Source organism: Streptomyces zhaozhouensis, assembly GCF_900230195.1.
GTDB lineage: Bacteria > Actinomycetota > Actinomycetes > Streptomycetales > Streptomycetaceae > Streptomyces > Streptomyces zhaozhouensis.
The window spans coordinates 180,161-198,260 of sequence record NZ_OCNE01000012.1 but is presented as its reverse complement, the minus strand read 5'-3'; the positions used below and the strand labels follow the sequence as shown (position 1 = coordinate 198,260).

Sequence of the window (18,100 nt, the reverse complement as noted above, 5' to 3'; positions counted from 1 at the left end):
CGCCATGGTGGTACGCGGACTCGGGGCGGCCCGGCCGGCCAGGCCCCAGGGGCCGGTGATCGGCCTGGTGACGGCCAACATCCATCTGGGCGTCGGGGCCACCCTCTGGGCCGGCGTGCGACACGCGGCCGAGCGCCACGGCGCGAGCCTGGTGGCGTTACCCGGCGACGCGGTCCGCGCCGAGGGCGCGCCGCGCAACGCGCTCTACGAACTCGTCGGCACCGCCGGGCTCGACGGGGTGATCTGCTGGACCTCGACGCTCGGCCTGCCGACGGCGGGCGACCGGGCCTCGCGGCTGGTGCGGCAACTGGCCGGGCTGCCCGTGGTGAGCCTCAACCGGGCGCTGGGCGAGCACGAGACGCTGCTGCTCGACAGCCACGCGGGGATGCGGAAGGCCGTCGGCCATCTGGTGACCGACCACGGGCGGCGTCGACTGGCCTGCATCCGGGGGCCGTTGACCAACCCGGTGGCGTTGGACCGGGCCCGCGCCTACACCGAGGCGCTGCGCCGCCACCGGCTGCCGCTGGACCGTTCGCTGACCGCCGCCTCGTTGGACTACGCGGCGGGCGCCGGGGCCGCGGCGATGCGGGTGCTGATCGAGGTGCGCGGGCTGCGCCCGGGGCGGGACTTCGACGCGGTGGTGGCGTGCAGCGACGCGCTGGCGGCCGACGCGCTGCGGTTCCTCACCGCGCACGGGGTGCGGGTGCCGGACGACGTGGCGTTGATCAGCTTCAACGACTCGGTGGAGGCGCGGGTGAGCGATCCGCCGCTGACGTCGGTGGCGCTGCCGTTCGGGGAGCTGGGCGGGTTGGCCGTCGAGACGCTGCTGGCGCGGCTGCGCGGCACGGCGCCGCCGGCGCGGCGGGTGGTCTCCGGGACGCTGGTCGTCCGCCGTTCCTGCGGCTGCCACTCGCCGCTGACCGCCCAGCTCGACGACGCGGCACCGGCTCACCCGCCCGGCGGGACGGCGGAACGGGGGGTGCTGGACGCCGAGTTGCTGGCGGGCGTGGGCGGGCGCGGGGTCGACTTCCTCCGGAGGCTGGAACGGCGGCTCGCCACCGGGATGCGCGGCTACGAGGACGCGGCGGCGTGGGACCGGGCGCTGCTGGGGCTGCGCTCCCTGCCGGACGAGGACCCGGCGCGGCTGGAGCGGCTGGTGGGGCAGGCGCGGCTGCTGGTGGCGGAGAAGTCGCGGCGGCTGCTGGAGTACGAGCGCTGGACGGACGAGCAACAGGCGACGCGGCTGCGGGAGTTGGCGACGACGTTGACGACGGTGACCGACACCGCCGGGCTGCGGCGGGCGTTGGAGCGGCATCTGCCGGGGCTGGGGGTGCCGGGCTTCCGGCTGGCGCTGCGCGAGCCGGCGGCGCCGGCGGCCCCGCCGCTGGCGGAGATGCTGCCCGAACGCGAGCGGTTCACGGCGGTGTTGGAGCCGCTGCACATCGGCGAGGAGCAGTTGGGCTACGCGGTCTTCGAGAGCGCGGCCGGCCGGCAGCGCGGCGACGGTTCCGGCGCGCTGTACCGGGCGTTGGGCGACCATGTCAGCGCGGCGCTGAAGGGGGTGCGGCTCTTCACGGAGGTGCGGGGCGCGCGCGACGCGGCCGAGCGCGCCAGCCGCTTCAAGACGCGGCTGCTGGACAACGCGACGGACGAGCTGCGTTCCCCCGTCGAGGCGATCCTGCGGCACACCGCGGCGGGCGAGCCGGCCCACGAGCACGCCAACCTGCTGCTGCGGCTGATCGACGACCTGTTGGACCTGTCGCGCTCCGAGATCGACGCGCTTGATCTCTCGCGCCATCTGGTGGACCCGCTGCGGATTCTCAGTGAAACGTTTCGAATAGCCGGGGGACACCCCGAGAACCTGCGGCTGCCGCCCCGGCTGCCCGTGGTGCGGGCGGACGAGGGGCGGCTCACCCAGATCGTGCTCAACCTGCTGGTCGCCGCGGCCGGCCCCGGGCTCGGGCTGACCGCGCGCACCGGGCCGCGCCAACTGGACGTGCGGGTGGGCCGGCCGGGGCTGACCGTGGCGGAGGGCGAGGAGGAACGGCTCTTCCAACCGTTCGCCAGCGGGGCGCGCGGCTCCCGGCTCGGGCTGGCGATCGCGCGCCGGCTCGCGGTGCTGCACGGCGGCTCGGTGAACGTGGACCGCGTGCGCGGGCGCGCGGGGTTCCGTCTCACGCTCCCGCTGCCGACCCCGGCCGACGCGCCGGGGCAGCCGGTGGCGGGGAACGAGCTGCTGCTGCTCGCCGTCGACCGGGAACAACTCCCACCGGAGGGAGTCGCGTTGGCCCGCCGCCACCAGCTGGTCCCGAGGGTGCCCGACCCGGACGAGGAGCTGGCCTCGCTGCTCGGCCCGCCGGCCCCGGCCGCCGTGGTGTGGGACGCCGACGCGCCAGGCGCCGCCCGGCTGTGGGCGACCGCGCGCCGCTTACACGACCACCCGGCGCTGCGGCACACGCCGTTCCTGCTCTACGGCCGGCTCGGCGGCGACGACCTGCATCAGGCGCTGCACGCGCTGCGGCCCACGGAGCTGGCCAAGTCGGTGCTGATCGTGGACGGTTCGGCGGAACGCAGGGAACGCGCCAGGACCACGCTCACCGAGACCCTGCCCGGCCGGCCGGTGCGGGCGGCGGCCGACGGCGCCAGCGCGCTGGCGCTGCTCGCCGACGAGGCGCCGGGGCTGGTGGTGGTGGAGCGCGCGCTGCCCGACATGGCCGGCCTCGACCTGGTGGAACGGCTCCCCGGCGTGCCGGCGTTGCTGCTGAGCGACCGGGGGTTCACGGTCGCGGACGCGCGGCGGGCCGAGCCGCATCCGGCACTGCTGCTGCTCGGCCGGGACATCCTCACCGAGGAGGAGACCGCGCGGCTGCTCGCGCTGATGCTGGAACGCGAGGACCCGGCGGCGCAGCGCGCGGCGGCGCCGGTGCGGTACGCGCTGGCCTACCTGGAGCAGCACTACCGGCACCGTTTCTCCCGCTGGCAGGTGGCGCAGGCGGCCGGCGTCAGCGAGGACCACCTGGGGCGGCTCTTCCACCGCGAACTGGGGCTGACGCTCTGGGAGTACCTGACGCGGCTGCGCATCCAGCGCGCCAAGGAGCGGCTGACGGCCAGCGACGACAGCGTGCAGACGGTGGCGCGGGCGGTGGGCTTCCACGACCGTGCCTACTTCAGCAGGGTCTTCCGCCGGCTGACGGGGGTGGCGCCGCACGCCTTCCGGGACGCGGAGTGAGCGGGGGCGAGCGGCGGGAGGAACAAGATGTTCAATCTTATGTGTTTTCTTTATTTCGTTGACAATGGATGGTGCGGGGCGGAGGGTTGAGGGCATGACCGACGATCCCTTCACCCAGCCCGACCCCGCCGCGCAGGCGGCGCAGCGGGCGTACACCGCGCTCTTCCGCATCGCCGAGCGCCATGCCGCCACCCCGGAGCAACGTGCGCGGGGCGCGCACCCCGCCGTGCTCGCGCCCCACGAGGCGGTGCGGCTGGTGGCGTTCCTGCTGAGCGGCGCGGCGCACGCCGAGCCGGACGAGCCGGAGGTGGACCGCGCCGACGTCATGGCGGCGCTGAGTCTGGTGCCGCGCGCGCGGGCGGAGTTCGACGAGTTGGAGCGGGGCCTGCTGGAGATGGCCAGGGGGCGCGGCCTGACCTGGCAGGAGGTCGCGTTCGGCCTGGGCCTGGCCACCCCCCAGGCGGCCAGGCAACGCCACGCGAGGCTCAGCGAACGGACTCCGTAGCGGGTAGCGGGGTGCCCGGGGCCGCGGCCCCGGGCACCCCGGTGGGTCGTCGTCCGCGCCCCGGCGGACGCTCGCCCCGCGCGGTGGGTCCGGGTCAGTTGTCGCGGACGGACCGGGTCAGGGACTCGACGGGCAGGGAGCCGGGGGCGTGGCCCTCGGCCGCCGCGCGGTTGGCGAGGCGCTGGAGGGTCTCGTTCCACGGCGTGGCCACCCCGTGGCGCCGCCCCAACAGCACGATCTCGCCGTTGAGATAGTCCGCCTCGATGGAGCCGGTGCCGCGGCGGAGGCTCTGCCAGGAGGAGTTGCCGCCGGTCTCCGCGTCCGCGACCGGGCGCATCGTCATCCGGTCGGCGCGCAGCGCCTCCTCGTCCTCGGGGCTGGTCCAGGGGATGCCGGCCGCGCGCAGCACCGCCTCGCCCTCCGCGCGGACCCGGCCGTAGACCTCGGCCACCCGGGGGTCGTCGGCCATCGGGCCGCACAGCGCCTCCAGCGCGTTGGCGAGATTGCCCAGCAGCTTGGCGTACTTCCAGCGGGCGACGTCCGGCACCAGCGGTGCGAGAAAGCGGGAACGTGCGAGGTCCTCGGCGATGGGCCGCAGCGTCGCCGCGTCCAGCGTGCCGTCCGCGCGGGCGGGGTGGTCGCCGAGGTGGAGCATCCCGGTGAGCGGGGCGCAGGGGGCGACCACCCGGCCGGGCGTGAGGTACTGGGCGGGCAGCCAGAGGCAGACCGAGTACACCCGGCGGAAGCGGCGCAGCGCCAGGTCGTCGCCCGCCACGCCGTTCTGCACGCAGAGCAGGGGAAGGCGTTCGCCCGCCGTGCCGCCGCCGGCGACCGGGCGGTGCGCCCACGCGTCGAGCGCGGCCACACTGTCCTGGACCTTCACGGCCAGCAGCAGCACGTCGTCCGGGGTGAGTTCGACCTCGTCCGGGGTCTCGGCCACCGGCACCGGCAGCCGCAGCGACTCGTCGGGGGTGTCGAGGCGCAGGCCGTCCGCGCGCAACGCCCTTGCGTGCGCCCCCCGGGCGACCAGCACCACCTGGTTTCCGCTCTGCGCCAGCCGTCCGCCGATGGCGCCGCCGACGGCGCCCGCTCCGATCACGATGTACCTCATGGGCGCATTCTCGCCCCGGGGCCCGCAGACCGACCCTCGCGGGTCGGCCGGCGGGACGAACGAGCGGCGGGGGTACCCGGCGTCAGGGGACCGGGGTCACCAGTAGACGACGACCTTGTCGCCCTCGTTCACCTCGTCGAACAGGCCCGCGATGGCGTCCTCGTCGCGGACGTTGACACAGCCGTGGGAGGCGCCGTTGTACCCGTTGGCGGCGAAGTCCTCCGAGTAGTGCACCGCCTGGCCGCCGTCGAAGAACATCGCGTAGGGCATCGGGGAGTCGTACAGCGTCGAGTGGTGGTTCCGTGACTTCCAGTAGACCTCGAACTCGCCCTCGCGGGTCGGGGTCTCCTCGGCGCCGAAGCGCACGTCGAGGGTCAGCTGAACGTCGCCGTCGACGACCCAGGAGAGCGTGTTGCTCGTCTTGGAGACGCAGAGCACGCGGCCCTCAAGGCACCGCTCGTCGAGGTCCGACTCCGGCTCGGCGTCCGGCACCTCCAGCGGCGGGTACATCTCCTCCTCGGTGGGCTGGGTGGTGCTGCCGGTGAGCGCCGCCCAGGTGTCGTCGAAGACCGTGCCGCTGGCCTCCAGGCCGGCCGCCGTCTGGAAGGCGCTGACGGCGGTCGCGGTGACGTCCCCGTAGTAACCCGTCGGGTTCTCCTCGAAGTGGCCCAGCTGGGCCAGCCTGGCCTGCAACTCCCGGACCTGGTCCGAGTTGTCCCCGTACCCCATGACCTGCTGGGGCGGGAAGAGCTCGTCCTCGGTCGGGTCGGTGGTGGCCTCGGTCAGCGCGGCCCAGGTGGACTCGCCCACCTCGCCGGAGACCTCCAGGTCGGCCGCCCGCTGGTACTCCGAGACCGCGCCGACCGTCACGTCGCCGTAGTACCCGGTGGGCTGGGCGGTGAAGTGGCCCAGCTGCGCCAGCCTGGCCTGGAGCTCCCGGACCTGGTCGGTGTCGTCGCCGAAGGCCATGAGGATCTCCTCGGCCGGCTCCTCCGACTCACCGCCCGAGCCGTCGTCGGACTCCTCGGGCGCGGACTCCTCCTGGGAGGCGGACGGCTCGTCCGAGGTCTCGTCGGCCTGGGCGGCGCAGCCGGTCAACAGCAGTCCGCCGGCCGTCAACGCGGCGGCGGCGGAGAGCAGCACGCCACGCGGGCCTCGGCGGGCGGACGTGCGAACGAGCGCGGAGCGCATCAGAATTCCCCCTGAACGTACGGGACCTCATCGGACCTCACAGGTAAAGATGCGCGAAACCGGGCGCTTTGTTGCGTGCGAGGCCATAACAATGCGGCCACGTGTGTCGCGGTTCTGTCACCGCCGAGGGGACGCGGCGGCGCCAACAGGGAGGAAACTACCGCAGAAGCGCACGAACCGCCGCCACCGGGTCGGCCGCCGCCGCGGGCTTGTCCTCCCGATAGCGCACCACCCTGGCGAACCGCAGCGTGACCCCGGCCGGGTACCGCGTCGAACGCTGCACCCCGTCGACGGCGACCTCCACCACCAGCTCGGGCCGCACCCGCACCCCCCACGGCTCCTCGGCCACCGCGAGGGCGCGCAGCCGTTCGGTCCCCCAGGCCAGCAGCGCGTCGGTCAGCCCCTTGAACGTCTTGCCCACCATCACCGGCTCGCCGTCCTCGCCGCGCGCCCCCAGATGCAGGTTGGAGAGCAGCCCGGCGCGCCGGCCGTGGCCCCACTCCGCGGCCAGCACCAGCAGGTCCAGGGTGTACACGGGCTTCACCTTCACCCAGGCCGCGCCCCTGCGGCCCGCGCTGTAGGGCGCGTCCAACGCCTTGACCAGCACGCCCTCGTGGCCGCGCGCCAGCGTCTCGCGGGTGAACGCCTCGGCGGCCGCCCGCTGTTCCGGGTCGCCCGGGTCCTCGACCAGCCGGCGGCGCACCCGGCGTTCGTCGGGCGCGACCCGCACCAGCTCGGCGTGGCGCTCCTCGGTGGGCCGGTCGAGCAGCTCCCGGCCGTCCACCGCCAGCAGGTCGAAGAAGACCGGCGAGAGCGGCAGCGCCGCGTGCGCCCCGGCCACGTCCAGCCGGGAGCCGACCCGGCCGGCCGTCTCCTGGAACGGGCGCGGCACGCCGTCCGCGTCCAGCGCGATCACCTCGCCGTCCAGCACCGCGCTCTCCACCGCCAACTCCCGCGCGGCGCGGCGCACCTCGGGCAGCCGCTCGGTGATCTCCTCCAACGTCCTGGTGTAGATCCGGACCCGCTCGCCGTCCCGGTGCACCTGGACCCGGATGCCGTCCAGCTTCTCCTCGACGGCGCAGGGCCCGAGCTTCTCCAGCGCGTCGGCCAGCGTGCGGGCGCCGCTCGCCAGCATCGGCAGCACCGGGCTCCCGACGCGCAGCCGGAACTCGCCCAACGCGGCCGGGCCGCGCGCCAGCACGGCCTCGGCGACCGCGCCGAGGGAGCCGCCCAGCATGACCGCCCGGCGCACCGCGTCGGGCGGGGTGTCGACGGCCGAGGCCAGGCCCTCGACGACGAGCGCGTCCAGCGCGCCCTGCCGCAGTTCGCCGCCGACCAGCGCGGTGAGGAAGCGCTGTTCCTCCTCGGTGGCCTGGGCCAGCAGGCCCCGCATCAGTGCGCGCCGGCGCGCGCCGGCGCCCGTGCCCGCCTCGCGGGCGACGGCGCCGAGGGTGGCGTCGGTCGCCGCGACCGTCAGGGCCGCGGTGGCCGCCGGCGGCGGCGCGTCGGCCAACGCGCCCCGGCCGACGCCGAGTCGGCGCTGCGGCAGCCGGCCGGACAGCCAGGTCGCCACGACGGGGGCCAGGGTCGGTTCGGTCGCGCGGAGCAACCCGGCCAACGCGGCCACCTTCGCCGAACGCCCCGCCCTCGCCGCGACCTCCCGCCAGGTGGCCGCCACCTCTGCCAGCAGCATGGTGTCCATGCTGCTCGCCCGAGGCGGCGGCCGCGCCCCGGGAGGGCCGACCGGGTGGTCGGCGGCGGCCTCACGCGGCGGGGCGGGTCAGGATCTCCGCGCCGTCGTCCGTGATGGCGATCGTGTGCTCGCTGTGCGCCGTGCGGCACCCCGTCGCGCTGCGCAGCGTCCAGCCGTCCGCGTCGACGCGCAGTTCCGCGGTGTCCGCCATCACCCACGGCTCCAGCGCCAGCAGCAGCCCCGGCCGCAGCTGGTAACCCCGCCCCGGGCGGCCGTTGTTGGAGACGTGCGGGTCCTGGTGCATCGTCGAGCCGATGCCGTGGCCGCCGAACTCCGTGTTGATCGGGTAGCCGGCCTCGCCGAGCACCGTGCCGATCGCGTGCGAGATGTCGCCGATCCGGGCGCCGGGGCCGGCGGCGGCGATGCCCGCGGCCAGCGCCCGTTCCGTGGTCTCGATCATCGCGACGTCCGCCGCCGGCCGCGCCTGCCCCACGAGGAAGCTGATCGCGGCGTCGGCCGCGACGCCGCCCCTCTCGACCGCGAGGTCCAGCGTGAGCAGATCGCCGTCGGCGAGCCGGTAGTCGTGGGGGCGGCCGTGCAGCACCGCGTCGTTGACGGCCGTGCAGATGTAGTGGCCGAACGGGCCCCGCCCGAAGGACGGCGCGTAGTCGACATAACAGGACCGCGCCCCCGCCTCGACGATCATCTCCCGGGTCCAGCGGTCGATGTCCAGCAGGTTCGTGCCGACGGTGCTGCGGGAGCGCATCGTCCCGAGGATGTCGGCGACCAGGGCGCCCGTCTCCCTCGCGCGGGCGAGGAGCGGGGGGTTGAGGATCTCGATCATGCGGCGCCCTTCTCAACGCGACCAATAACAATACCGGTCTTACTTTACCGGTATGAGAATTGGAGCCGAGGCCCGGGGCCCACCCGCGCGGCGGCCCGGAGAGGGGGCGTGTTCGGATGATCCGATGGACACCGAACTCCTCCGCCTCACCGGGGTGCGGCACGGATACGGCGACCGGCCGGTGCTCGAGGACGTCTCGTTGACCCTGCGGGCCGGCGACGCGGTGGCCGTGCTCGGGGCCAACGGGGCCGGCAAGTCGACGCTGCTGCGGATCGCGGCCGGCCGGGAGGAGCCCGACTCGGGAACGGTCACCCTGCGCGGGCGGCCGGCCGACGAGGACGACGCGGCGTTCCGCACCGACGTGGCCTGCGCCCTGGGGCCCGGCGCGCACTACCCCGACCTGACCGTCCGCGAACACCTGCTGCTGGTCGCGCTCGCGCACCGGGTGCCCGAGGCGGAGACCCGGGTGGCGGAGGCGCTCGGGGAGCACCGACTCGCCGACCACGCCGAGCAGTTCCCCGCCGCGCTCTCCGCCGGCCTCGGCCAACTGCTCTCGCTGGCCGCCACCCGGGTCCGGCCGCACACGCTGCTGATCCTGGACGAGCCGGAGGCGCACCTGGACGCCGAGGCCCGCGCCGCGCTGGCGGCGCGGCTGGCCGCGACGGCGGCCGGCGGCGGCGCCGTGCTGCTGGCCACCCACGACCCGACGCTGGGTGAACGGTCGGGCGCCCGTCCGCTGGAGCTGGTGGACGGCCGGCTGCGGGCGGCGGAGTGAGGCTGTCCGCGGGCCGGGGCGCCGCGCCCGAGGTGCTGGTCAGGCTGGCCGGGTTCCGCGCCAGGGGGCGCGCGGCGCGCCGCCGCCAGGCGCTCTACGTGGCCTACTGCGTGCTGCTGCTGACCGCGATCTACGCCGTTCCCTACCTCGCGGCGCTGGTCGACGCGGCGGCCGGGCAGCGCTGGCGCGGGCCCACGGCCGAGCGGGCGCGGGAAGCGGCGCCGGCGGCGCTGCCGGCCCTGGCGGCGCTCGCGCTGCTGGGCGCGGCCCAACTCGCCGTCTGGCGCGGGCCGGTGCGACTGCCGGCGGCGGCGGTGCACTGGCTGCTGCCGCATCCGGTGCCGCGCGCGGCCCTGCTGCTGCCGAGGCTGCGGCTGGCCTGGCTGGTCAACGGGGTCGGCGGCGCGCTGTCGGGCGCCGTGGCGGCCCTGGCGGTGCACGCGGTCGGCGGGGGCGGCGCGGCCTGGGCGGCGACGCTCGCGGGGGCGGGCGGCGGGGCGGCGGTCGGGCTGATGGGGGTCGCCGCCGCGGTGTGGACCCAGCGGCACCACCCGTGGTTCGGACGGACGTGGCTCCGGCCGGTGTTGACGCTGCTCGCGGTCGCGCTGCTGGCGCACGCCTGGAGCGCGTGGGCGTCGTCGAGCGCCGGGTGGGCGCGGGCGGCGCTCTGGTCGGGGCCGTGGGGCTGGGCCGCGCTGCCGTGGGCGGCGACGGCGGGCCGGGTGTCGGCCGCCGAGGGGGCGTGCGGCGGGGTGTTGGCCGCGCTCGCCGTGGCGGGCGCGCTGCTCGTCGCCCGGCGGGCGACGCTGGCGCTGCCGGCCCGGGTGCTGCGGCAACAGACCCGGATCGCGGGGGTGTTCACGGCGGCGCTCTACGGGGCCGACCCACGGGTGGCGCGGGCCGCGCTGAGCGCTCCGAGGCGTACGCGCCGTGCGACGGGGCGCACGGTGAGGGTGCCGCGCGCCCGCTGGCTGCTGGTGCCCTGGCGGGATCTGCTCGGGCTGCTGCGCGCGCCGCTGCGCACCGGGAGCGGGGTCGCGCTGTGGGGCGTGACGGTGGCACTGCTGGCCGCCGGGCATCCGGCGGCGGGGGTGGCCGCCCTGGTCACCGGCTATCTCGCGGCGGCCCAACTGGTCGAACCCGCACGGCTGGAGAGCGAGAACCACGAACGGGGCGCCGCCCTGCCGTGGCCGCGTGGGGCGCTCGCGTTGCGCCACGCGCTGCTTCCCGGAGCGCTGCTGCTGTTGTCGAGCGCTCCCCTGGTCGCGTTCGCGCCCCTGGCCCCGGCGTGGGTGCCGGCGTTGCTCGGCGCGGCCTCGGTCTCCGCGCGGCGGGGGGCGATGCCGGCGTCCGTGCTGCTCGGCACCCAGACCCCGCTGGGCGACACGGGCCCGATCCAGGCGGCCTTCTGGCTGGCCAGGGCCCCGCTGCTGGTGCTGCCCGCGCTGGTGCCCACGCTGCTGTCCGGTGTCTCCACCGCGCCGGCCGTCGCGTGGTCCCTCGCGGTGGGGGCCGCCGCCCTGACCTGGACCCGCGCCAGCGCTTCGCGGTCCGCCTGACGACCATCCACCTGGCCGGTGCCGCACCGCGCGGTTCCCCGCGCCCCCGAAGCCGTCCCCGGCATAGAAGGGGGCACGGGCTGCGGCGCGACGGCGACCACCCGCTACCGCAGCAGATTCACCGCGGAGAACATCGTGAAGCCGATGATCAGACGCTGGAAGAGCCGCTGGCGGTCGCCCCGTTGCAGCCAGCGGATCAGCAGGCGCCCCAGCAGCGCGCCGAGCAGGACGCCGGGGACGAGCAGGGCGTTGAGGGAGAGGGAGTCGACCGTGATCAGCCCCAGCCCGGCGCTGAACGGGACCTTGAAGAGGTTGACGATCAGGAAGAACCAGGCCGCCGTCCCCAGGAAGGTGAGCATCGGGAAGCCCGCCGCCAGCAGGTAGACGGCCATCACCGCGCCGCCCGCGTTCGCGACCATGGTGGCGAAGCCGGCGAGCAGCCCGAAGAGCAGCGCGGGCGGCTTCGCCGCGCCCTCGCCCCGGCGTCGCTGCCAGAGGTGGACGACGACCACGGCCAGCAGCACCCCGCCGATGGTGCGGCGCATCACCGCGTCGTCGACCTGGGAGACGAACCACGTCCCGACCAGGATGCCGGCGGCCACGGAGGGGAAGAGCCGCAGCAGCGCGCCCCAGTCGGCGTGGCGCCGGTAGGCGGCGACGGCCAGCAGATCGCCGACGATCAGCAGCGGCAGCAGCGCGCCGCTGGACTCCTTGGCCGGCAGCGCCATGGCGAAGAGCGCCACGGTGAGCGAGGCGACGCCGCCGATCGCCGTCTTCGCCACCCCCACCAGCACGGCGGCCACCACCAATGCCGCCAGCTCCGCGCCACCCAGTCCCATGACCATCGGACCATCCTCGCAAAGCCCCCGTCCGTCGCCCCCTCCCGTCCGTTCCCCGGTCACGCGCCCCACGGCGCCGTGAACGGGGCGCGAACGGACGGTTGTCGTGCCTTGGCCCGGAGTTCACTTCGCGTATCCCCTGTCGCGGCGGGGAGTTGGCGCGCCGGGGCTACGGTCGCCTCCGCCCTGGGGCGTGTCCTTCAGCCCCAGCCCCCGCCGACCACGGGCGGTTTCCGGCCTTTCGTGCTCTCTCGGCCCACGCGCCGGGACCCCGGACCGGTGGCCCACCGCCGGCGCCGGCAGGCGTCCCCCCAGGCAGCCCCGAGAACCGACGAATGGGAACCATCCGAGCGACATGCCGACCAACACGTCCACCGAGACCGCATCCACCACCGCGCGGGACGACGGGAGAGGCGGGCCGCCCGCGCCCGAAGCCGCCCCGGGAGCCACGCCGGAGCCCGCGTCCGAACGAGGGCAGGAGCCGCCCGCCGGCGCCGCCACGAGCGGCGACGCGGCGCCCAGGCCGAAGGAGCGGGAGCACCGTTTCGACGTGGACCTGTTGCGGCTGGTCGCCTCCTGCGCGGTGATCATCACCCATGTCTCGGCCGCCCTGATCCACGCCGTCGACCAGCAGCGCGCGAACGGCGAGGCCGTCTACTGGGCCGGCTTCGTGGGCGACTCCTCCACCTCCTTCGCCGTGCCGGTGTTCTTCGCGATAGCCGGCTGGGCGGTCGTCGTCGGCGCCCCGCCCAAGGACAGCGGCCGGCTGTGGCAGCGGCTCGCGCGCAACACGCTGCCGATGTTCGTCTGGACCGCGATCTACCTGGTCTGGGCCTTCACCCGGGACCGCAACGAGGACCCGATCGCCGACCTCGCCGTCGACTCGCTCTTCGACTCCGTGCAGCCCGCGTACCACCTGTGGTTCATGTACGCCTACCTGCCCATCATCGTGATGCTGGGCTTCGTGGTGCTGCTGCGCGCCGGGCAGCGCCCCTGGGGGCTCGGGCTGCTGCTGCTCGGCCTGGCCGGGCTCGCCCCCGCGCTGTCCACGCTCCACGAGGTCACCGGCTGGGAGACGCCCCGCGTCGGCTGGGGCTTCGGCACCTACTCGGTGATCTACGCGATCGGCGGCGCCTTCCTGCTGGCCGCGGCCCGTCCGGTGCCGGCGCGCTGGCGCTGGCCGCTGGTGGGCCTCGCGCTCGTCTCGGTGCTCGGCATCGTCTGGTACAACACCGACATCCACTACGTGATCCCCAACGCCCACCCGTTCGTCGGGGTGCTGAGCGTCTGCGTGATCCTGCTGCTGGTCCGCGTCCGGGTACCGGAGCGCCGCCGCGCCCTGATCGGCCGGCTGGCCAACGCCGCGCTCGGCGCCTATCTGATCCATGTGATCTTCGTCGAGGAACTGGTCGACCGCTTCGTGGAGCCGGACTTCTCCGCCGTCCAGGTCGCGTTCTTCCTGCCGGGCGTGCTGCTGATGACGCTCGCCCTCTCCTACGCGGCGAGCCTGCTCTGGGGCCGCCTCGGGCTGCGCCGCTACCTCGGCTGACCCCCCGCGCGTGCGCCCGCCCGGGCGGGCGCACGCGAAGGTCAACGCGCGCCCGCGTTCACCTCCCCGCTCGGGGGCGTGAACGCGGGCGCGCGTCTCTCGTCGCGGCGGTGCTCCGGCGCTCGGCGCGGGTCACCTCAGCGCTTGGCGCGGGTCCCCTCAGTGCTCGGCGCGGTGTGCCCGGCGCCGTGGGCCTGGAGGCCTCAGCGCTTGGCGCGGGTCGCCTTGCGGACGCGCCTGGCCACCCGGATCGCGGCGGCGCTGCCGGGCAGTTGCCGGGCGATGTGCGAGCCGAAGCCGCCGGGCAGCGCGAGCGCCGTCAGCCGCGCGCGCTTGAAGTACCGCTGGGTGTCGGGCCCCAGCTCGGCGGCGAGCCAGCGTTCCGCGTGCTCCCGGAGCTCCGGGTTGGCCTTGGCCTGCATACAGAAGCCGACGGTCCGCATCAGCGGGGCCACGCTCTCGGCCAACTCCGGCCTGTCGGTGACCACTTCGCCCTTCTGCGCCACCTCCAGGTCGGGCAGCAGCGCGTCGACCAGGGTCAGCGGGATGCGGTTGCTGTTCTGGTAGGGCGTGATCCGCTCCAGCAGCGGCTCGGTGCCGACGCGGGCGACCGGCAGCCCGTAGTAGACGGAGGCGGTGAGCAACGCCGTCGAGAAGCAGCCCACGACCAGGCCCGGCTTCCGGCCCGCGAAGACCGACTCGGCCAGCACCGGCGCGTCCAGCACGGTCAGCCGGACGCCGGCCTCGGCCGCCGCCTTCTCCAGTGCCTTGGAGTACTGCGCGGGCGCCGTCGGGTGCGGCTTGAAGACGACGGCGCGGAAGCCGGCGACGGCCGCCCCCCGCAACATCCGCACGTGCAGCGCCTCCTCCTCGGCCTGCGTGAGGATGTCGAGCGCCGCCAGGTACTGGCCGAGCAGCACGGCCGGGCGCTCCACCCCCAGCTCGTGCGGGGGCTTCGGCGCCGCGGCGGTGACCTCGTCGAGCACCGCGCGGAAGGCCCCGTTGGGCACCGTCTCGGACGGCACCCCGTACTCGGAGAGCAGCAGCGGACGCAGTCCCGGCACCAGGTCGAGGTGGAGCAACCGCCGCACGCGGCAGGCCGTGTTGACCGGCAGCCGGTCGCGGGTGGGCCCGTAGCTCATCAGCCCGTCCGCGTACACGTGGATGTCCGCGTCCGCGAAGATCGTGGCCAGCGCGGCGGCCGGCGTCGCGTGCACCGACTCCACGACCAGCTCGACCGGGCCCTCGCCCAGGTTCCAGTAGCGGCGCAGCAGCCGGTCCCAGAGCGGGGCGTCGCGGTCCAGCGGGCGCCAGTCGCCGGGGTGGAACGGGCGGATCGCGTCGTTCCAGTCCAGCACCCGGTCGAAGCGGGCGGAGACCGCCTCCCAACCGGCCATCTCGGGCAGGCCGGTCGCGGTCTCGGGGATGGCCGCGTTGTTGGATACCAGCAGGACACGGGTGGTCTCGCCGCGCGCGCCGAAGAGGCCGGCGTCGAGGGCGGCGGCCAGGGTGGCGGCGCCGTAGAGGGTGGAGACCTCGAAGAGCTGGGTCCTGCGTCCCGTGCCGCCGCTCACGCCACGACCGCCTTCCGGTTCCGGCCGGCCAGGCGCCGCAGCACCCGACCGCGTTCGTCGCCCATGGCCGTCAGGGTGCGTTCCAACAGCTCGGGCGGAAAGCTCTGGAGGGCGGCGGCGGCCTCGCGCTTCAGCCGCCTGGCGGCCGCCGGCTCGTAGCCGTCGGCGTTGGCGGCGTGGAAGGCGATCATCGCGCAGTAGGTGCGGACGATCTTCGGCAGGAAGCGGTCCGCGTCCGGGTCGTCCACCACCTCGGCGAGTATCCGGTCGTGGGCCGGGAGGAAGTCGAGCTGCCGCTCGTCCTTGATCTGCGTCAGCGAGGTGGTGACGCCGCGCCGGTAGAAGACCCCGAGCAGCCCGACGGTGGCCATGGTGCGGGCGCGCAGGTGCAACTGCCAGGTGAAGAGCCGGTCCTCGGCGGTGCGCAACCCGGTCTCGAAGCGCAGCCCGCGCTCTTCCAGCAGCGCACGCCGGTAGATCCCGGCCCAGACGAACGGGTAGTCGACCATGGTCTTGCGGTCGGCGGGACCGATCGCGTCCCTCGGGTCGAACGCCCGGTCGCGGGTGGGCGAGGGCGCGCGCACGACGGTCCGCCGGCGGGCGGTGGACTGCACATGGTCGGTGCGCACCACGTCGCAGTCCAACTCCTCGATGGCGTCGACCAGTTCGTCGAGATAGCCGGGCGCGTACCAGTCGTCGCCGTCCAGGAAGGTGAGGTACTCGCCGTTGGCGGCGTCGATGCCCGTGTTGCGGGCCTGGGAGATCCCCCTGTTGGTCTCGTGCCTGATCACTCGGGAACGTGCCAACTCCCCCTCCGCCCGGCCGAGGATCTCCCCCGTGGCGTCGACGGAACGGTCATCCACCAGGATGAACTCCGTCTCCGGGCCGGCGTTCCTGGCTAGTCCGCGCAGGGTGGTGGGCAAGAAGTCCTGCACGTTGTGGCAGGCGACGATGACAGAGAGTTTTGGCACCAGGTTTCCAGAAGCCGTAGGCAGAGTCCATGCGACGGTAAACACCTGATCAGCGGTCCAGGGTAAGGGGAGATGACCCGGTGGTGAACCATGTGTGTACGCTCGATGAGCCCCGGCGTTTCCCCTGGTCAGCGGTGTGCTGTCGCGGTGCCGCGGTCGCCCGCGCCGGTCCGCGGGTTCGTCGCACCGGGTCGCCACGGCACGGGCCTGTGCCGTCCGGGGACGGCTGATGCCGCGGTCGGCTTCCCGGTCGGCAGCTCACGAGCCGATCACCGCGCCGCACCGCCCCTCACTCCAGCGGGCCCGGGGGCGGCGGTGGGTGGCGGGAAGACGACGCGGACGGTGAGGCCGCCGTCCGGATTGGCCTCGGCCGTGACGATCGCGCCGTGCGCCCGCGCGATCGAGGCGACGATGGACAGCCCCAGGCCCGCGCCCTCCCCCGGCGCGTGCTGCCGCGCCTGGAGCCGGCGGAACGGCTCGAACAACTGGGTGACCACGCCGGGCGGCACCGGCGGACCCGTGTTGGTGACCCGCAGCCCCTCGGCCCCGGTGCGGACCTCGACCTTCCCGCCGGGCGTGTTGTAACGCACGGCGTTGCCCACCAGGTTGCGGACGAGATGCTCCAGCAGGATGGCCTCGCCGGTGACCGTCAGCGGCAGCGCCTCGGTGCGCAGGGAGATCCGCCGGCCGTCCTCCGCCTCCAGCTCCTCGCTCTCCTCGAACTCGGCCGCCACGGCGGCGGCGACGGTGTCCAGCCGGACGGGTTCGGCGTGCTGGAGCCCCTGGTCGGTCACCGAGAGGAGCAGCAGGGCCTCGATGAGCCGCTCGTTGTCGTCCGCCACGTCGACGAGTTTGCGGCGGATCCGTTCGACCTGGTGGGGGTCGGGGTCGGCCAGACCGATCTCGGCCGCGGCCCGCTGGGTGGCGAGGCTGGTGCGCAGTTCGTGCGCGGCGTTGGCGGTGAAACGCTGCTGGGCGGTGAGCAGCGTCTCGATGCGGTCGAGCATGGCGTCGAAGGTGTCGGCCAGTTCCTTCAGTTCGCCGGGCGGCGCCTTCAGGGCGATGCGCTCGTGCAGGCTGTGCCCCGACAGCCGGCGGGCGGTGGACGTGATGACGCGCAGCGGGCGCAGCACCCGCCCGGCCATCCACCAGGACACCAGCATCGAGAGCCCGGCGCAGCAGGCCAACGCGATCAGCGAGATCACCAGCAGCCGGTCGAGCGCGGCCTCGGACGCCACGTCGACCAGATCGGTGACGGCCTGCGTGTCGCTGGACCCGAGGTACGTCGTCTCGTCGTACCTCGGCGTCGTGCCGTCGATGAGCGGGCTGGGTCGTTCCAGCGGGGCGCCGACGACCGCCCGGGTCATGCTGGCCCCGAGGTTCTGCCGCGCCATCTCGTAGACCAGGGCGATGACGACTCCGGAGACGGCGACGAGCAACCCGCCGTAGAGAGCGGTCAGCCGGGCCCGTTCCCCGGACAGCCGACTCCTGAGCCCCGCGCCGTTCACGGGACGCCCGGCCCGTCGGCGTCGGCGTCGGCGTCGGCGTCGGCGAGGACGCGGTAGCCGGCGCCGGTGACGGTCTCGATGAGCGGCGGATCGCCGAGCTTCGCGCGGAGTTTGCTGATGGTGATGCGAACGGCGTTGGTGCGGTAGCTGGTGTTCTCCTCCCACACCGTCTCGATCAGGTCCTCGTTGCTCACCACCGCGCCGTCCGCCCGCAGCAGCGTCTCCAGAACCCCGAACTCCTTGCGCGACAGCGCCAGTGCCCGACCGTGGCGGGTGACGCTGCGGCGGCTGCTGTCCAGCAGCAGAGCGCCACGCCGGATCGCCGGCGGCAGCGCGGGGCCGGAGCGGCGGCCCAGGGCGAGGACCCTGGCCAGGAGTTCGGCGTAGGCGAACGGCTTCGTCAGGTAGTCGTCCGCCCCCAGGCCGAGCCCGTCCACCCGGTCGCGCACCGAACCTGAGGCGGTGAGCATCAGGACCCGCGTGGGCAACGACTGGGCCACGACGCGGCGGCAGACCTCGTCGCCGTGCAGGCCCGGCAGGTCGCGGTCCAGGATCAGCACGTCGTAGTCACGCAGTTCGAGTCTCCTGAGGGCCTCGACCCCGTCGTGGGCCACGTCCACCGGGACGGCGTCGCGCCGCAGTCCTTCGGCGACCATCTCGGCCAGGAATATCTGGTCCTCAACCAGCAGTACCCGCATGTCCCCTTCCTACCGCAGGGCCGAGGGCCGGCCGGCGCATCGCGATAAGGAAAC

14 protein-coding genes are annotated in these 18,100 nt (G+C 74.8%); 5 read left to right on the top strand and 9 right to left on the bottom strand.

Annotation, left to right across the window (positions count from 1 at the left end; genetic code table 11):
• The first annotated feature begins 4 nt into the window (after nucleotides 1–4).
• Together CRP51_RS18100 and CRP51_RS18095 are read left to right on the top strand one after the other, a co-directional pair.
• Nucleotides 5–3,229 (top strand): substrate-binding domain-containing protein, encoded by a 3,225-nt coding sequence (locus CRP51_RS18100; protein ID WP_097232280.1) that lies wholly within the window; start codon nucleotides 5–7, stop codon nucleotides 3,227–3,229.
• Nucleotides 3,230–3,323: 94 nt separating this feature from the next.
• Nucleotides 3,324–3,734 (top strand): DNA-binding protein, encoded by a 411-nt coding sequence (locus CRP51_RS18095; RefSeq protein ID WP_097232279.1) that lies wholly within the window; start codon nucleotides 3,324–3,326, stop codon nucleotides 3,732–3,734.
• Between the two features lie 94 nt (nucleotides 3,735–3,828).
• Here the strand turns inward: CRP51_RS18095 and CRP51_RS18090 are convergent, their stop codons facing one another.
• From CRP51_RS18090 to map, 4 genes are all read right to left on the bottom strand, one after another.
• On the bottom strand, nucleotides 3,829–4,845 hold the full coding sequence (locus CRP51_RS18090; RefSeq protein ID WP_097232278.1) for a ketopantoate reductase family protein: 1,017 nt from the start codon (nucleotides 4,843–4,845) through the stop codon (nucleotides 3,829–3,831).
• A gap of 96 nt (nucleotides 4,846–4,941) precedes the next feature.
• Entirely contained in the window at nucleotides 4,942–6,036 is a 1,095-nt protein-coding gene (locus tag CRP51_RS30100) for a L,D-transpeptidase family protein (RefSeq protein ID WP_097232277.1), read from the bottom strand.
• A gap of 157 nt (nucleotides 6,037–6,193) precedes the next feature.
• Nucleotides 6,194–7,729, bottom strand: a complete 1,536-nt coding sequence (locus tag CRP51_RS18080; RefSeq protein WP_097232303.1) for an ATP-dependent DNA ligase — start codon at nucleotides 7,727–7,729, stop codon at nucleotides 6,194–6,196.
• A gap of 70 nt (nucleotides 7,730–7,799) precedes the next feature.
• Entirely contained in the window at nucleotides 7,800–8,573 is a 774-nt protein-coding gene (gene map / locus CRP51_RS18075) for a type I methionyl aminopeptidase (protein ID WP_097232276.1), read from the bottom strand.
• Between the two features lie 124 nt (nucleotides 8,574–8,697).
• Between map and CRP51_RS18070 the strand changes: the two genes are divergently transcribed.
• Both CRP51_RS18070 and CRP51_RS18065 read left to right on the top strand, forming a co-directional pair.
• On the top strand, nucleotides 8,698–9,348 hold the full coding sequence (locus tag CRP51_RS18070) for an ABC transporter ATP-binding protein (RefSeq protein WP_097232275.1): 651 nt from the start codon (nucleotides 8,698–8,700) through the stop codon (nucleotides 9,346–9,348).
• On the top strand, nucleotides 9,345–10,907 hold the full coding sequence (locus CRP51_RS18065; RefSeq protein ID WP_097232274.1) for a DUF6297 family protein: 1,563 nt from the start codon (nucleotides 9,345–9,347) through the stop codon (nucleotides 10,905–10,907). Before CRP51_RS18070 ends, CRP51_RS18065 begins: the two co-directional genes overlap by 4 nt.
• Nucleotides 10,908–11,011: 104 nt before the next feature.
• On the opposite strand, the gene CRP51_RS18060 is transcribed toward CRP51_RS18065, so the two are convergent.
• Nucleotides 11,012–11,752: a sulfite exporter TauE/SafE family protein gene (locus CRP51_RS18060; RefSeq protein WP_245880653.1), complete on the bottom strand. Its 741-nt coding sequence runs from the start codon at nucleotides 11,750–11,752 to the stop codon at nucleotides 11,012–11,014.
• Between the two features lie 349 nt (nucleotides 11,753–12,101).
• On the opposite strand from CRP51_RS18060, the gene CRP51_RS18055 reads away from it, so the two are divergent.
• Nucleotides 12,102–13,295 (top strand): acyltransferase, encoded by a 1,194-nt coding sequence (locus tag CRP51_RS18055; protein WP_097232273.1) that lies wholly within the window; start codon nucleotides 12,102–12,104, stop codon nucleotides 13,293–13,295.
• 203 nt (nucleotides 13,296–13,498) lie between these two features.
• Here the strand turns inward: CRP51_RS18055 and CRP51_RS18050 are convergent, their stop codons facing one another.
• The 4 genes from CRP51_RS18050 to CRP51_RS18035 form a co-directional block, all read right to left on the bottom strand.
• Complete coding sequence (locus CRP51_RS18050) at nucleotides 13,499–14,869, bottom strand: polysialyltransferase family glycosyltransferase (protein ID WP_097232272.1); 1,371 nt, start codon at nucleotides 14,867–14,869, stop codon at nucleotides 13,499–13,501.
• Nucleotides 14,866–15,840 carry a glycosyltransferase family 2 protein gene (locus tag CRP51_RS18045; RefSeq protein ID WP_097232271.1) on the bottom strand — a complete coding sequence of 325 codons (975 nt, stop codon included), beginning with the start codon at nucleotides 15,838–15,840 and terminating at the stop codon, nucleotides 14,866–14,868. The genes CRP51_RS18050 and CRP51_RS18045 overlap by 4 nt, the downstream gene beginning before the upstream one ends.
• Before the next feature lie 269 nt (nucleotides 15,841–16,109).
• A complete protein-coding gene (locus tag CRP51_RS18040; protein WP_245880652.1) occupies nucleotides 16,110–17,348 on the bottom strand; it encodes an ATP-binding protein in 1,239 nt (412 codons plus the stop codon).
• Nucleotides 17,345–18,046 carry a response regulator transcription factor gene (locus CRP51_RS18035; protein ID WP_097232270.1) on the bottom strand — a complete coding sequence of 234 codons (702 nt, stop codon included), beginning with the start codon at nucleotides 18,044–18,046 and terminating at the stop codon, nucleotides 17,345–17,347. The genes CRP51_RS18040 and CRP51_RS18035 overlap by 4 nt, the downstream gene beginning before the upstream one ends.
• Nucleotides 18,047–18,100: the final 54 nt, after the last annotated feature.

Coding starts and splice junctions, on each gene's coding strand:
- CRP51_RS18100 (WP_097232280.1), top strand. CDS start 5: ATGGTGGTACGCGGACTCGGGGCGGCCCGGCCGGCCAGGCCCCAGGGG.
- CRP51_RS18095 (WP_097232279.1), top strand. CDS start 3,324: ATGACCGACGATCCCTTCACCCAGCCCGACCCCGCCGCGCAGGCGGCG.
- CRP51_RS18090 (WP_097232278.1), bottom strand. CDS start 4,845: ATGAGGTACATCGTGATCGGAGCGGGCGCCGTCGGCGGCGCCATCGGC.
- CRP51_RS30100 (WP_097232277.1), bottom strand. CDS start 6,036: ATGCGCTCCGCGCTCGTTCGCACGTCCGCCCGCCGAGGCCCGCGTGGC.
- CRP51_RS18080 (WP_097232303.1), bottom strand. CDS start 7,729: ATGCTGCTGGCAGAGGTGGCGGCCACCTGGCGGGAGGTCGCGGCGAGG.
- map (WP_097232276.1), bottom strand. CDS start 8,573: ATGATCGAGATCCTCAACCCCCCGCTCCTCGCCCGCGCGAGGGAGACG.
- CRP51_RS18070 (WP_097232275.1), top strand. CDS start 8,698: ATGGACACCGAACTCCTCCGCCTCACCGGGGTGCGGCACGGATACGGC.
- CRP51_RS18060 (WP_245880653.1), bottom strand. CDS start 11,752: ATGGTCATGGGACTGGGTGGCGCGGAGCTGGCGGCATTGGTGGTGGCC.
- CRP51_RS18055 (WP_097232273.1), top strand. CDS start 12,102: ATGCCGACCAACACGTCCACCGAGACCGCATCCACCACCGCGCGGGAC.
- CRP51_RS18035 (WP_097232270.1), bottom strand. CDS start 18,046: ATGCGGGTACTGCTGGTTGAGGACCAGATATTCCTGGCCGAGATGGTC.